The sequence below is a fragment of the Nocardia sp. BMG111209 genome (assembly GCF_000381925.1).
Lineage (GTDB): Bacteria > Actinomycetota > Actinomycetes > Mycobacteriales > Mycobacteriaceae > Nocardia.
The window spans coordinates 4138992-4154194 of the sequence record NZ_KB907307.1 but is presented as its reverse complement, the minus strand read 5'-3'; the positions used below and the strand labels follow the sequence as shown (position 1 = coordinate 4154194).

At 69.9% G+C, this 15203-nt stretch carries 13 protein-coding genes; 12 read left to right on the top strand and 1 reads right to left on the bottom strand.

Annotated features, from left to right (window positions below; translation table 11 throughout):
- Positions 1-19 precede the first annotated feature (19 nt).
- The 5 genes from G361_RS0119150 to G361_RS47055 all read left to right on the top strand — a co-directional run bounded on the left by G361_RS0119150 (position 20) and on the right by G361_RS47055 (position 7799).
- Entirely contained in the window at positions 20-1015 is a 996-nt protein-coding gene (locus G361_RS0119150; RefSeq protein WP_019928721.1) for a sulfate/molybdate ABC transporter ATP-binding protein, read from the top strand.
- 144 nt (positions 1016-1159) lie between these two features.
- Positions 1160-2299, top strand: a complete 1140-nt coding sequence (locus G361_RS44135; protein ID WP_155981507.1) for an Hsp70 family protein — start codon at positions 1160-1162, stop codon at positions 2297-2299.
- Between the two features lie 144 nt (positions 2300-2443).
- Positions 2444-3463 carry a diiron oxygenase gene (locus G361_RS0119140; protein ID WP_019928719.1) on the top strand — a complete coding sequence of 340 codons (1020 nt, stop codon included), beginning with the start codon at positions 2444-2446 and terminating at the stop codon, positions 3461-3463.
- A gap of 13 nt (positions 3464-3476) precedes the next feature.
- Positions 3477-5060 (top strand): FAD-dependent oxidoreductase, encoded by a 1584-nt coding sequence (locus G361_RS0119135; RefSeq protein ID WP_026343225.1) that lies wholly within the window; start codon positions 3477-3479, stop codon positions 5058-5060.
- Positions 5061-5627: 567 nt separating this feature from the next.
- Positions 5628-7799 (top strand): hypothetical protein, encoded by a 2172-nt coding sequence (locus tag G361_RS47055; RefSeq protein ID WP_155981506.1) that lies wholly within the window; start codon positions 5628-5630, stop codon positions 7797-7799.
- A gap of 770 nt (positions 7800-8569) precedes the next feature.
- Here the strand turns inward: G361_RS47055 and G361_RS0119110 are convergent.
- Complete coding sequence (locus G361_RS0119110) at positions 8570-9277, bottom strand: trans-aconitate 2-methyltransferase (protein WP_231386921.1); 708 nt, start codon at positions 9275-9277, stop codon at positions 8570-8572.
- 431 nt (positions 9278-9708) lie between these two features.
- Here G361_RS0119110 and G361_RS0119105 point away from each other — a divergent pair, with 431 nt between their 5' ends.
- From G361_RS0119105 to G361_RS44115, 7 genes are all read left to right on the top strand, one after another.
- The gene (locus G361_RS0119105; protein WP_196814508.1) at positions 9709-10332 is read left to right on the top strand and encodes a TetR/AcrR family transcriptional regulator; all 624 of its coding nucleotides are present in this window, start codon (positions 9709-9711) and stop codon (positions 10330-10332) included.
- Positions 10329-11084 carry an SDR family NAD(P)-dependent oxidoreductase gene (locus G361_RS0119100; RefSeq protein ID WP_019928711.1) on the top strand — a complete coding sequence of 252 codons (756 nt, stop codon included), beginning with the start codon at positions 10329-10331 and terminating at the stop codon, positions 11082-11084. Before G361_RS0119105 ends, G361_RS0119100 begins: the two co-directional genes overlap by 4 nt.
- Before the next feature lie 15 nt (positions 11085-11099).
- On the top strand, positions 11100-11969 hold the full coding sequence (locus G361_RS0119095) for an ABC transporter substrate-binding protein (RefSeq protein ID WP_019928710.1): 870 nt from the start codon (positions 11100-11102) through the stop codon (positions 11967-11969).
- Positions 11970-12536: 567 nt separating this feature from the next.
- Entirely contained in the window at positions 12537-12899 is a 363-nt protein-coding gene (locus tag G361_RS44120; RefSeq protein WP_155981505.1) for a hypothetical protein, read from the top strand.
- Positions 12900-12977: 78 nt separating this feature from the next.
- Complete coding sequence (locus tag G361_RS0119080; protein WP_026343223.1) at positions 12978-13667, top strand: TIGR00266 family protein; 690 nt, start codon at positions 12978-12980, stop codon at positions 13665-13667.
- 41 nt (positions 13668-13708) lie between these two features.
- The gene (locus G361_RS0119075; RefSeq protein ID WP_231386919.1) at positions 13709-14494 is read left to right on the top strand and encodes an HAD family hydrolase; all 786 of its coding nucleotides are present in this window, start codon (positions 13709-13711) and stop codon (positions 14492-14494) included.
- A gap of 47 nt (positions 14495-14541) precedes the next feature.
- Entirely contained in the window at positions 14542-15189 is a 648-nt protein-coding gene (locus G361_RS44115; protein ID WP_196814507.1) for a TMEM175 family protein, read from the top strand.
- Positions 15190-15203: the final 14 nt, after the last annotated feature.

Here is a 15203-nt window from a genome sequence, read left to right as displayed (position 1 = left end):
CCGTGCCGGAGGCGGCCAGATGATTACCGTGACCAACGCGAACAAGCGGTACGGCTCGTTCGCGGCCCTCGACGATGTGAGCCTGGAGATCCCCTCGGGGGAGCTCACCGCCCTGCTCGGCCCGTCCGGTTCGGGCAAGTCGACGCTGCTGCGCTCGATCGCGGGCCTGGAGAGCCTGGATTCGGGCGTCGTCACGATCGCCGGCCGCGATGTCACCCGGCTGGCGCCGCAGAAGCGCGATATCGGCTTCGTATTCCAGCACTACGCGGCCTTCAAGCACATGACCGTGCGCGACAACGTCGCCTTCGGCCTGAAGATCCGGCGGCGGCCGAAGCAGGAGATCAGCAAGCGGGTGGACGAGCTGCTGGGCATCGTCGGCCTCGACGGTTTCCAGCACCGCTATCCGGCACAGCTGTCCGGCGGTCAGCGGCAGCGGATGGCGCTGGCCCGCGCGCTGGCGGTGGATCCGCAGGTGCTGCTGCTGGACGAGCCCTTCGGCGCGCTGGACGCCAAGGTCCGTGAGGATCTGCGCACCTGGCTGCGCCGCCTGCACGAGGAGGTGCACGTCACCACCGTCCTGGTCACCCACGATCAGGAGGAGGCGCTCGACGTCGCCGACCGGATCGCCGTGATGAACGCGGGCCGGATCGAACAGGTCGGCACCCCGGAGGACGTCTACGACCGTCCCGCGAACGAGTTCGTGATGTCGTTCCTGGGCTCGGTGGCGAAGCTGAACGGGCATCTGGTCCGGCCGCACGACATTCGCATCGGCCGCGATCCGGGCCTGGCGCGGGCCGAGCACGAGGGCACCGCGGAATCCGCGGGCGTCACCCGGGCGACGGTCGAGCGGGTGGTGCGGCTCGGATTCGAGGTGCGGCTGGAACTGCGCAACGCCGCCACCGGTGACCATTTCACTGCTCAGGTCACCCGCGGTGACGCGGCGGCGCTGAAGCTCGCCGAGGGCGAGACGGTGTACGCGCGGGCCACCCGCGTCCCGGAGTTGCCGGCGAGCTGAGGCCGCCCCCGCGGCGCTTCGCGGACAACCGCGTGTCCGGTGCTTGGCAAGCACCGGCCCCCGATGATTGCCTGAACCCGGTTCGGATCACGGTTCGGTCAACGGCTCGGCGATCGGGGTGAACTGGTGGCGGTCGGTCTCGGCATGAGTATCGGAACGGTCAGCACGGTGTGCGCGATCGCGTCGGCCGGTAACGAGCCGGTACCCCAGCCCGTCACCCGGCGCACCACGCTCACCTTCGACAGTTCCGGCGCGGTCCGGGTGGGCCGGATCCCGCCGCACGGCCGGGCCGTCACCGAATTCGCGGACCTGACCCGGCCCGGTCCGCCCAGTGCCCGGATCGGCCGCCGAACGCTCACGGCCGCCGATCTGATCGCGACCGTCGCCGCCGCGGTGAGCGCCGAGGCGCTGGACACGCGGCGATCCGCCGGCCGGCCACGACCGTCCGGCGGCACGCCGCGATATTCCGGCGCGATGATCGCGGTGGCTCATCCGGTCGGCTATCCGCCTGCGCTCATCGCCGATCTGCGCACGGCACTGGCCGGCGCGGATCTGCCCGAAGCGCTGCTGGTGGCGGAGCCGGTCGCCGCCGCGGCCTGGCTGGCCGCGAGTCACGGCCCACTGCCGCCGGGACTGACCCTCGTATACGACCTCGGCGGTTCCGGCCTGACGGTCAGCCTGGTCCGGATCGGCGCGGGCAGCCCGCCCGGCCCGGTCGTGGGCGTACCGGTCCGATCGGACGAGTACGGCGGCCGGGCCTTCGGCGCGGAGGTGGCCCGCCGGGCCGCGCGCGCGGTACGCGCCGGATCGGCTCCGCTGACCGATGCCGCGACCGGGGAACTGCGCGACGCCCGGGTGCGTCGATCGCTGACCGAGGTCTATCGCTGCCTGCGCCTGGCCGACGTCACCATGGCCGATGTCGATCGGGTGCTCGTGATCGGCGGTGCGGCCCGCCCGCCCGAGGTGGCCGCGGTCCTCGCCGAGACGCTGGCCCGGCCGGTGTTCGTGGCGCCGGATCCGGCGCGGACCGTCGCCGAGGGCGCGGCGCTCCTGGCCCGGCGCGCCGCCGAACTCGCATCCGGGGAGGCCCTGCGGCGCCGGCGAGCGCGCCGGGCCGACGCCGTGCGCCGGGTGCGGCGCCGGGTCGTGCGGGCCGCGGTGCTGGTGGGCGCGGCGGTGGCGGCCGTGGCGATGCTCGCGGTCGTGCCCGGTGATTGCCCACATCCGCCGACCGGGTCGTTCCGCGCTGTATTACAGTCCGATACTCAACCGCATAGAACGTGATGTAGCGCACGTACTCGCTCGGCCGACCGCTGAACCGGTGTGACCGCCGGTTCGGCCCGACCGGAGCGACCGGCTCGTGCTGTTGACGTGACTGGGCGTACATGTAACCATTGGATACAGTTACCCAGTGAAAGTGAGGGGGCGATGACGATGGCGTCCGTTGCCGCGAAGCCCGACCTCGACCAGATCGTCGAGCAGGCCATGCAGTATGCCGAGAAGCTGATGTTGCTGTCGCAGGGCTCGGTCGACAAGCATTTCGACCCGTTCGCCGATATCGACTGGGACAACCCGGATTTCGACCCGGATGCCCGGCCGGAGCGGTGGATCCTGCCCGCCTCGGCCGACCCGCTCGGCCGGCACCCCTGGTACCGCGCGCTGTCGGCCGAGCAGCAGATCGCGATCGGCAAGTACCGGCAGGCCAACATCGCCAAGGTGGGCCTGCAGTTCGAATCGCTGCTGATCAGCGGCATGGTTCAGTACACGGCCTTCCAGGTGGGGAACAGGTCGCAGGAGTTCCGCTACTGCACCCACGAGATGACCGAGGAACTCAACCACACCCAGATGTTCCAGGAGATGGTGAACCGCATCGGTGAGAACGTGCCGGGTATGGGCCCGGTCGTCCGCCGGCTGCGCCACCTGGTGGTGCCGATCGCCAACGCGTTCCCGAACCTGTTCTTCATGGCGGTGCTCGGCGGCGAGGAGCCGATCGACCACATCCAGAAGCAGATCCTGCGCTCCGGCGAGGACGTGCATCCGATCATGCGGGGCGTCATGGCGATTCACATCGCCGAGGAGGCGCGCCACATCTCCTTCGCGCACGAGTACCTGAAACATCATGTGCCCGAGGCAGGTCCGGTCGATCGGCTGGTGCTGTCGGTGATGATGCCGGTGATCATGTGGATCGTCGGCCGCGCGATCGTGACCCCGCCGCGCGCGTTCTTCGAGAAGTACGACATTCCCGACGAGGTCCGCGACGAGCTGTTCTTCGGTTCCGCCGAGGCGCGGCGGGTCTTCAGCGACTACTTCGTGGATGTGCGGGCCCTCGCGGCGGATATCGGCCTGATGAATCCGGTGGCCCGCCGGGTCTGGAAGTTGCTGCGCATCGATGGCGGAACCAGCCGCTATCGGTCGGAGCCGATCCGCCGTGGCGTGACGGCGGCCTGACCGGAGTATTCGAGTGCCCTACGTCGTCACCCAATCCTGTTGCAGCGACGCGTCCTGCGTGTACGCGTGCCCGGTCAACTGCATCCATCCCACGCCGGACGAGCCGGACTTCGCGACCGCGGAGATGTTGTACGTGGATCCGCAGGCGTGCGTCGACTGCGGCGCCTGCGCCACGGCCTGTCCGGTGGATGCGGTCACCTCGTCGAAGAAGCTGACCACGCAGCAGCTGCCCTTCATCGAGATCAACGCCGACTTCTACCGGCAGGATCGGCCGAGACCGCTTCTGGCCCAGCCGATCCCGCCGGCGAAGGTGGCGCCGGGCCGGCAACCGTTGCGGGTGGCGATCGTGGGTTCGGGCCCGTCGGCCATGTACGCCGCCGACGAACTGCTGACCCAGCCCGGCGTGGCGGTGACCGTGCTGGAGCGGCTGCCGGTGCCCTACGGGCTGGCCCGCCACGGCGTGGCTCCCGACCATGCCCGCACCCGGCAGGTGAGCCGGTTGTTCGACGTGATCGCCGCGCAGCCCGGCTTCGGGTCGTATCTGAATCTGACCGTGGGCGAGGATATTTCGCAGGCGGACCTGCTGCGCCACTTCCACGCGGTGATCTACGCGGCCGGCGCCGCGACCGATCGGAAGCTGGGTATCCCAGGTGAGGGTCTGCCGGGCAGCACCTCGGCCACCGAATTCGTGGCCTGGTACAACGGGCATCCCGACCACGCGCGGCAGCGCTTCGATCTGTCGCAGCGGCGGGTGGTGATCGTCGGCAACGGCAACGTCGCGCTCGATGTGGCGCGGATCCTGACCGTCGACCCGGAATCCCTGGCGGCAACGGACATCTCGCCCGTCGCACTGGACGCCCTGCGGCACAGCGCGGTCGAGGAGGTGGTCGTCGTCGGCCGCCGTGGACCGGCCGAATCCGCCTTCACCGTCCCCGAATTCGTGGGATTGCTCGGCGCCGACGTCGATATCGTCGTGGAAGGCGAAGTGCCGGAACCGGTTCCGGGCCAACCACAGCGGGTGGAGCAGAAATTGCGTTTGCTGCGCGGCCTGGCCGATCGGCCGGTGTCCGGGCGGCGGCGGATCGTGTTCCGCTATCTGTCCGCGCCGGTGGCGCTGCACGGTGCGCAGCAGGTGACCGGAATCGAGCTCGCCCGTACCGAACTCGTGCCCGATGCCGACGGCACCGTGCGCGCGGTCGCGACTGCGGCGACCGAGATCGTCGAGACCGGACTGGTACTCGCCTCCGTCGGATATCGCGGGGTGCCGCTGCCGGATCTGCCGTTCGACGATCGCGCCGGCGTGCTGCCCAACCGCGACGGCCGGGTGCTGGACGCCGTGGGTGGCAACGTGCTGCCCGGTACCTATGTGACGGGCTGGCTGAAGCGCGGCCCGACCGGCTTCATCGGCACCAACAAGTCCTGCGCGCAGCAGACCGTGCGACAGCTGGTGGACGATTTCAACACCGGCCGATTGCCCGAACCCGCCTGTGATGCCGAAGATTTCGATCGGCTGGTGACGGCCCGGCGTCCACTGGCGATCCGTGGTGGCGCCGTGGTCCGCCCGCGTCGCAGGCGTCCACTGCTGTCCGGGGCGTAACCGCCCCGCCGGCAAGCCTTTTCGCAAGCCCCGCCGATCGGCTCGATGCCGCGGCGGGGCTTGCGTCGTTCGTGTGGACTGCTTCGTGGCGACCGGCGACCGGCGAGTGCGCGAGGGTGTCGGCTCCGGCCGGGCGGAGATGCGGTGCGGCGATGCCGGATTCATGCGATTCGAGAGGATGGCTACTTTTCCGTGACCCTGATGTGCGGGCCATACTGTCGCGTCGTTCGACGTTCGTCCGATATTTTCGGCGTACCGGTCGGTATCGCATCGGAAATTACTGTGCGGTAGCTGGTTTCGGTCGATTTTGGATATCTGCACCGTATCCGATGGCGATATTTCGTCCCGGTAGATGGTCTATCTGCGAATATACCTGACAGACCGATGGGTTTGAAACCTTTTTCGCTGTTTGGCTGTTCGAGATCGGCATCCACCAGCTAACCTGTCATCGCTGTTTGGTAAACGACCGCGACCACACGGTTCGACCGCGTGGGGCCGTGGTCTCGGTGCGTTGACGGGATGGCAATGACGACTGGTTTCGGCATGAGCATCGGCACAGTGAATTCCGTGACAGCGGCCACGGCCGGGGAACGGGAGCGACCTTCCGTGCGGGTCCGCCGCACCTCGGTCACGTTCGACAGCGCGGGCGGTCCACGGATGAGCGGACTACCCCGATTCGCGCCCGTACTAACGGATTTCGCCGACCTCACCCGAGATTCGGAGCCGGTCGTACTGGGCGGCCGCATCTGGCGCCCGGCCGACCTGGTGGCCGCGGTCGCCACCTGCCTGATCGAGGCCAACCAGCCCACCGCGGAGCCGGTCGCCACCTATCCGGCCTGCTACACCGACCGGCAGGTGTTCGCGCTCCGGCACGCCCTCAACTGGTCCGGATCCGGCGACGTGCTGCTGATGCCCGAGCCGGTCGCCGCCGTGGAGTGGCTCGACGCGGAACACGGTGTCTCCGAACGTGGTCTGACACTCGTCTACGACCTGGGCGGCGGCAGCTTAGACGTCGCGATCGTCCGCACCGAGGCCGACCGCCAGGAGCGCGGCATACTCGGCCGCGCGATGCGCTCGCACACCTACGGCGGTCGCCCCCTCGGCGTGGTCCTGGCCCGGTACGCCCGCGCGCTCGCGCCGGGCGCGCCGGCGCCGGTGTCGAAGGTGGTCCCGGCCGTCGACACCGCCCGCCTGCGATGCTGGCACGTCCGCAATTCCCTTCGCCTGGTACGTCAGTGCGTGCAGGCCGGCGGCGTGACGATGGACGATATCGACCGGGTACTGGTGATCGGCGCCGCCGCCCGGCCCGCCGAGGTCGCCGAGGTCCTGGCCGACCTGGGCCGCCCGGTGGTGGTCGCGCCGGATCCCGGCCACACCGTCGCGATCGGCGCGGCCGTCGCCTCCGCCCGCGCGGCCGACACGGGCACCGAACTCGGCCGCTACGCTCGCGGCGCGGCCGTGATCTCCGGCGCGGCGGTGGCATCCGCCCTCGCCATGTCCGCGGCCAGCATGATCGGCAACGGCCCCATCGGAACCGACGGTCCCGCACTGGAATTCGCCCCGGCCCTGGCCGGCCCCGCCGAAACCGCCCGCGCCTACGTCCACGACGCGACCGTCCTGGACGGCCTGGGCTCGGTATCGAGCGCGGCCCGGAAGATGCTGGCCTCGGTCACCACCGCCCGCGACTACGCGGTAGCCACCCGAGCCGTCGTCACCGCGGCCACGGAAGAGGTACAGCGCGAGGTGCACTCGCACGGCGTCGGCACCCAGTGCGACCCGGTCCGCACCTCACCCACCTGGCTCTACGCCGACCCCGCCCGCTTCACCAACCCCCTCCCCTTCACCGCCGACCCCGAAACCACCCCCCCGACGATCGGCCCCGTAGCACAACCCCCGGTAGCGCAACCGATTTCGGCACCCGCATCCGGAGCCACCGCACAGCCGGTGAGCAACTCCACGGGTTCGCCCGCCCCGGCGAGCCCCTCCGCCTCCACGAGCTCGAGCGGCACAGTGGCCAGCCCACCTGGCGCCTCCGCAGGCGGTTCTTCCACAGGGACACAAACGAATTCGGGAACAGGTAACTCGCCCGGCGGATCGGGCACCGGCGACACCTCGGGTGGTGGAACCGGAACCACTTCGGGCACGACCGGAGGCACCTCCGGCGGAACGAGCTCGGGCACAAGCGGTTCGGGAGCGGCAGGCGGTAACACCGGCGGGGCCGGTTCCGGCACCACCGGTTCGGGTCCGGCGGGTGGTGACGCCGGCGGAGCGGGTTCGGGTGCCGCGGGTTCGGGTCCGGCAGGGGGCAACGCCGCCGGAGCGGGTTCAGGTGCCGCGGGTTCGGGCGCGGCAGGAGGCAATGCCGGCGGAGCAGGTTCGGGTGCCGCAGGTGGTAGCACCGGTGGAGCCGGTTCCGGCACAGCCGGTTCGGCCGCGGCCGGCGGTGATGCCGGTGGGGCAGGTTCCGGCGCTGCGGGTTCGGGGGCGGCGGGTAGTGATGGCGGCGGTTCGACCGCTTCCGGTGCGGGCACCGCCGGCGCGGGATCTGCTGCACCGGGGAGCAATTCGGCCGGAGCACGCCCCGGCGCCCCGAGCTCCGGTGGCTCGGCAGGCGCCGGTCCCGGTACACCGGGCGGATCAGCGGCCGGCAGCGGCCGCGCCGCAGGTGGCTCCGGGATCGGCGGCGGCATGGGCGGCGGTGGTGGCCACGCCGGAGGCGGCGCTGGTGGCCATCGCTGATGCACATCGAAAATGCTCAGCGCTCATCCGATCCGCGGTCCCTTCACCGGCGACGTTGCTGGGTGTGGTCCGTTGGCCGGATGCTGCTGATTCGGTCCTTCGGCCCGGGACGCGGCCGGTTCGGTCCGCCGGCCGGGACCCTGCCGGTTCGATTCGTTGGCCGGGAACGCTGCCGGTTCGATTCGTTGGCCGGGGCGCCGCGGGCTCGGTCCCTTCACCAGGAACGCTGGGTTGGCCATCGGTCGGGGCCGCCGCCGGTGAGGCACGCCGACGAGCTGTCACCGATTTACCTCGCCGGGCGGTGTTGCCGGTACCGAGCACGTCGGGGCGCTCTCGTCTGGACGCCTGGTCACCGGGCCGCAGCAGCATCACAGTCGATGCGCCCCAGAAGGTTTCGGGTTGGTGTAGTTACTCGTCGGAATGTCCGCGCCGTCCGGCTGGAAGCGTTTCGGGTAGCGATGTTCGGACACCCAGCGGCGGATCGGACTCGCTGTGCCCACTGGTCGTATCTTCCCGGCGAGTGCGCTGAACCGGCCCGCCGGGTCGCTGAAAAGTATTCGGCGACAACACACTTCATCGACGGTTCCTGCCGTCGATGGTCAGCGGGAGTCGAGCTCACGGAAGTGCGGTATCGGGCCGCGCGGCCGTCGGGCCAGCACTGCGGACGACCGGACAGGATCGTTCGGGTGGACGACTTCTCGCCAACGGAAGCCGCGGTCCCGGCGCACGTGAATTGAGGGGTGGGCCGGGGTCGCGGTTCCGTGTTTCGATCACCAGTCGTAGTAGGAGGCGACGGCGGGCTGTCCGGTATATCCCGGGCCCGCATGGTCGTCGGCTCCGAGGTACCCGGGGGAGAATTCGAGTGTCACCGCACCCGGCGCCGAAATACGGTGATGGCGACCGTCATACGTCACTCCCGCCGCCCGGAGCCGGGCGAGGATCGCACGCGCCGCGGACGACCCGTCGCGATGGCGGACCGTATGCGGATCGAAGTGGGCAACGAATCTGCCGCCGGGTGCTGTCCATCGGAGCATCGCCGCGATGAGCGCGAGTTTGTCACCGATGTAATGCAGGCCGTGCACACAGGTGACCAGGTCGGCCGGGTGTTCCGGAGACCAGGTGCGGGCCGTGGTGGTGATCAGCCGTAGTCGCGGCGTCGCGGGTGCGCCCGCGAAATGTCCGACGAGGTCGATGCCTCGCAACGTCACGTCGCTGTCCGGGAATTCCGCGCCGAACCTGCGCTCGGCCTCCAGAATCGCCCGGCCCGCGCCACAGCAGACGTCGATCCAGCCGACAGGCATCGCGGGCTCGGCTCGAAGGCGATCCGCCAGCCACTCGTACGGATCGAATCCCAGCTCGCGGGCGTAGCTGTTCACACCCGACAACAGGCGATCGCGGTTCATCGCATTGTTGGCGACCACCGGGCTACGTTCCAGCGCACTGTCTTCGAGCAGTCTCGGGCCGGATTCCGTTGTCACCGTTCGACTCTAGTCGCGCCACTCGCCGATCCGTCCGATTCGCCGTCACCGGGAGCGGAGCGGATCATCTCCTGGCCGTCTGGCCGTCTGGCCGTCTGGCCGTCTGGCCGTCTGGCCGTCTGGCCGTCTGGCCGTCTGGCCGTCTGGCCGTCTGGCCGTCTGGCCGTCTGGCCGTCTGGCCGTCTGGCCGTCTGGCCGTCTGGCCGTCTGGCCGTCTGGCCGTCTGGCCGTCTGGCCGTCTGGCCGTCTGGCCGTCTGGCCGTCTGGCCGTCTGGCCGTCTGGCCGTCTGGCCGTCTGGCCGTCTGGCCGTCTGGCCGGTCGCTCGCGCCGCGCGGCCTGTGTGCCGACCCGCCCGCGGCAGACACGGCGACCACTCCACGACGGCACAGCCGGTAACCATTCCTTGACGGATGGCTACCCGCGAGCAACCATGGAAACCATGGAAACGAATTCAGTTTCCGGAGTTTCCACCGACCAGCGGGCCGAAGCCATTCTGGACGCGGCCGCGCGCTTGTTCTTCGCACCTGGTCCCGGGCGCGTCAGCATGGACGATCTGGCCCGTGACCTGGGGATGAGCAAGAAAACGATCTACCGGTGGTTTCCGGACAAACAAAGTCTCATGATGGCCGTGCTCGATCGGCAGTTCGAGATCATCGAGCACACCCTGAGTACGGCCGTCACCGCCGCCGACCTGCCGTTCGACGTCCGTGTGCAGCGCTTTCTCGCCGCGGCATCGACCGAACTCCAGCGGATCGGCGCGGCGCAACTGGCGACCGGGCGCGGCGATGCGGGCCTGCGCCGCCATGTCGAACGACGCATCGATGAGGTGATCTACCGCCGGTTGGCGGCACTGTTCCGGGACGGCCATCGGCGTGGGCTTCTGGCTGCGCCCCCGCAACTGCTCGCCGAGATCACCCGCGGTGCGGTGGAGCGTCTCCTGAACTCCGATCTGCCGAGCGAACTCGATTGCACCGCAGGCGATCTGATTCGAACAACCGTGGACACACTGCTCTACGGGGCGCTGCGCCCCGCGGACGAGGAGGTGGCTTCATGAACGCGACAACCGGCCGGGTGGCCCTGGTGACCGGCGCCGCCGGTGGCATCGGCGCGGCGACCGCGCGCGAACTGGCCGAACGCGGGATACGGGTGGTGATCGACTATTTCCACAGCGCCGAGGCGGCCGAGCGGCTCGTCACCGAGATCGAGCAGGCGGGCGGGCAGGCGGTCGCGGTGCAGGCCGACGTACGCGATCCCGTCGCGGTTGCGGCCCTGGTCGAGCGTGTCGAGGCGCTGTGGGGTGGCATCGACGTGCTGGTGCACAACGCGCTCACCCCGTATGCGATCAAATCCTTCCGGGAGATGACCTGGGACGAACTCGGTGGGAAGGTCGACGACGAGATCCACGCCGCGTTCGTGATCACGAAGGCGGTCCTGCCCGGGATGACCGCACAGCGCTGGGGCCGGTTGATCTACCTGGGTACCGCGCTGAGCCATCAGCCGCGCGAGAGCATGATCGCGCTCGGTACGGCCAAGGCGGCGCTCACCCAGTTCGCGCGATATCTGGCGCAGGAACTGGGCCCGGACGGGATCACGGTCAACGTCGTCGAACCCGGCCCGGTGACGGATACCGGCATCTCGCATGTCCTCGACGATGATCAGCGGCGCCGTCAGGTGGCCGCGACCCCGTTGGGCCGGCTCGCGCGTCCCGTCGATGTCGCCAGGGTCGTCGCCTTCTACGCCGGTGAGGACAACGCCTTCATGACCGGCACCACCGCCCCGGTGAACGGCGGCATGTCGATGTACTGATCGAAGGGAGTCGTGATGGACAGCATCGATCTCGCCTACGTCGGGCGGGGACTGCACGAGGAACTGGTCGCGTACATCGCCGACCAGCAGGACTATTACGCCGCCGAGGGTGTGCGCGTGGCACTGCACGACGGATGCGACTGGGACGAGCAACGATTGCGCCGCGGCGCCACGATCGGACTCGGCCGGGCACTGGTGTCCCGCCTGACCGGCGGCGGCGTCCCGTGGGTCGCGCTCACCGTGAGCACGCACCGACCCCTGTTCTGGTTCCTGGCCCGCCCGGAGCTGACCACCCTGGCCGACCTGGCCGGACATCGGCTCGCGGTACACGCGCCGCGCACACCACCCGGCTGCTTCGCCCGCATCGTGATGCGCCGGGCCGGCCTGGACCCCGACCGCGACGTCGACTGCATATTCCGCCCACCCGGCGACTACGCCATGGACCTGCGCCGCCTGCACGACGGCGACATCGACGCCGCCTATATCGGCAGCACCCTGGCGCCGGAGGTGGTCGCCGCCCGGCACGGCTGGCGGGTGCCGGCCTGGGTCGGCGACCATCTGCGCATCCCGACCGTCGGCGTGGCCGTCGATCCGACCCACCTGCCGCCGGACACGCCCGCGGTCTCGGCCCTGGTCCGCGCGCACCGCCGTGCCCTGCGGGTGATCCACGACGACCCGGACACCACCATCCGATACCTGCGGACATTCCTCGGCGGCTGCACCGAACCCGAGGCCCGCACCTACTATGAGACCTATCTCGCCCCGCATTTCACCACCGACGGACAAGTCGACCCGGAGATCGCGAAATCCGCGATCGCCGCCGTAGCCGCCGAACTGGGCGTACCCGCCACCCTCGACCCGGCCGAATTCTTCTGCACCGCTTGACCTTTCACCCATCGCCGCCCGGCTCCCGGCGCGATCACCGGCAGTCGCCCGGCTCCCGGCGCGATCACCCATCGCCGCCCGCTCCCGGCGCGATCAGGGCCGCCGCCCGGCAGTCGGCGCAATCACCGCCGCCGCCCGGCTTCCGGCGCGATCACCCACCGCCGCCCGCCGCCCGGCGCGATCACGGCCGCCGCCCGGCCGCCGGCGCGATCACCGGCTGTCGCACCGAACCGTGTGCCGCGCAATCAGGTACACGTCCCGGGCTCGAGCCGATTCGCGAAACCCGAGTCCATGCCGTGCAATCGAAGTTCGTCCGAATGCCGACTCTCCGGCTGCCTGCCGCGGTCGATGCTTGTGCAGCCCGCGTGGCTCGGTTCGCCGCGCAGTCGATGCTTGCGGCCCCGCGTTGCTTCGGTTGCCGCGGCCGGTGCCCGCTCGCGCCTCGCCACCGAATCGTCCGCCGCGCACCCACGCCCCGCTCACCGGTGCCCGATCCCGGACGCGCTGCCGGGATGCCGCGGAGTCGCTATCGTATTGCCTGGTCGGGTAGGAACGAGAGGACATCCTGTGAGTTATCGAGTCGTTCGGGCCGTGCTGATCGGGGCCCTGCCGCTGGCCGTAGCGATGGAAGCCGGTGGGGTGGCGGCCGCCGAGGCGCCGGCCGCGCCGGAACCGGTGGTGCGGACCGTCTCCCAGGGCGTCCCGCTGGAGGTGGCGACCAATCCCGATGCGTTCGATCATGATCCGATCCAGAACGGCATCGTCGCCGGCGCTTTCGTCGGCGCTGCCGGGTCCGGGGTGCTCGGTGCCGCACTGGGTTCCGGGGTCGGGGCGATTCCCGGCGTCGTGATCGGGGCGCTGTTCGGCGGCGTGACCGGTGGGCTCCAGGGCTACTACAACCCGCGTTCGGTGCCGCAGGCGCTGCCCTGATCCCTTGTGGCACAGTGGTTTCCGGTAACATCGGAACTCACCGTGTGACCGTGGCCGCCGGGCGTGCACACTGAATCGGTGGAATCCAGAATCATCGGAACCGTCATGCCCGTGCTCGAGGTCGCGCTGAACCCGGGCGATCGTCTGGTCGCGGAGGCCGGGCAGCTGTCGTGGATGACCGAATCGATCCAGTTGCACACCTCGACGCGTTCGGCCGCCGGCGGGATGATGGGCGCGATGCGCCGGGCCTTCGCCGGAGCGGGCCTGTTCATGACCGAGTACACGGCCGCGCATCAGCCGGGCCGGGTCGCGTTCGCGGCGCGACTGCCCGGGCAGATCATGCCGATTCCGGTGCAGCCGGGTGCCGAATATCTGGTGCACCGGCACGGATTCCTCTGTGCCACCCAGGATGTGCAGATCGGGCTGAGCTTCCAGCGCCGGCTCGGCGCGGGCATCTTCGGCGGCGCGGGTTTCACGCTGCAACGCCTCGGCGGACGTGGGCACGCCTGGGTGGAGTTGTCGGGCGAGGTGGTGCAGTACAACCTCGCACCCGGTGAGACGCTGCGCGTACATCCCGGGCACGTCGGCATGTTCGACGCCTCGGTGTCCTTCGACATCACCGTGCTGCGCGGTATCCGCAACATCCTGTTCGGTGGCGACGGGCTGTTCCTGGCCCAGCTGACCGGTCCGGGCCGAGTGTGGTTGCAGTCGTTGACGATCGCCAACCTCGCGCACGCGGTCGGGCCGTATCTCGCCACCAGTGGGTAGTCCGCTGTAAGTGCATCTGTGCGGTCGGGGACAATGAGGTGGTGGACGCCAGACCCGAGTTGATCGCCCTCGACGTGGACGGAACCCTGCTGGAGACCGGCTCGCGGGCCACGCCGCGCGTGCGCGCGGTGGTGCGCGCCGCGGTCGAGGCGGGTGCGCACGTGGTCGTCACCACCGGCCGCACCCTGCTGTCCACGAAACTGGTGCTCGAGGAACTCGGCCTGGCCGAGGGTAATGCGCTGTGCTCCAACGGCGCTGTGCACGTGGACATTTCGACCTGGCAGCCGCGCGCCGTGCACACCTTCGACCCGGTGCCCTCGGTGGGCGTGCTGCGCGCGCTGTTCCCGGACATGGTGCTGTCGGTGGAGAAGGTCGGCGTCGGCACCTGGGCCACCGGTTACTACCCGGGCAGCTTCCGGCTGGGCGAGTTCCGCTTCGTCGAGGACAGCGATCTCGGCGCGGAACCGACGACCCGGCTCAACGGCTGGTGGCCCGGCGGTAGCCTCGCCGAGATGGTGGAGCTGATGGCGGCGGTGCAGCTGCCCGGCGCCGGGTGGGTGCACGGTGAGCACGAACCGTGGCTGGTCGCCTCGAAACACGGTGTCTCGAAAGGCTGGGCGCTGGAACGCCTGCGCGCGGAACTCGGTGTCCCGCACGCGGCCACCCTGGCCGTCGGCGACGGCTACAACGACGTCGAAATGCTTTCCTGGGCAGCCCATTCCGTCGCGATGGGCAATGCCGTCGACCCGGCCAAGGCGGTCGCCGACGAGGTCGTCGCCGATGTCACCGCGGACGGTGTCGCCGAGGTCCTGGAACGCTGGTTCTGAACGCTCGTGCGGATGCGCCCGAGCCACGAATCGGTAAGGTCGTGTCCGTGATCGGTCAGTCCGAACGGCGAGATGCCGAACCACCCCGTACCTCGCGCGGCCTGGACCGCCTGATCTTCTTCACCGACGCCGTAGTGGCCATCGCCATCACGCTGATCGCGTTGCCGCTGGTGGACAGCGCCCGGGAGGTCGATGCGTCCTCGGCGGCGGAGTTCTTCTCGAAGAACACCGTCGCGCTGCTGGCCGCCGGTATCAGTTTCGCGGTGATCAGCGCCTTCTGGCGCGAGCATCACGCGCTGTTCGAGCGCGCGACCAGCTACACGCCGCTGCTGCTGCGCGTCAACTCGTTGTGGCTGACGGGAATCGTCGCCATCCCGGTGGCGACCGTGTTGCTCGTCTACAGCCATCGCAACGACCGGCTCGCCATCGGCGTCTACCTCGGCCTCATGGTCTACAGCGTGGTGCTGACCCGCCTGATCGAGGTGTTGCTGTACCGCGCCGGTCTGTTGTCCGACGAACCGTCGGGCATCGATATCGCGGTCCGCTGGGTCTACGTCGCGATCACCGTCCTCGTCCTGGCGCTCGGCATCGCCTTCCCCCGCATCGGCATGTGGTGGCTGTTCCTCCTCTTCGCCTCCTCCCCGATCCAGCACCTGGTCCGCCGCCGACTCCAGCCCGGCACGCCGGCCGAATAACCACCGCGCACGGC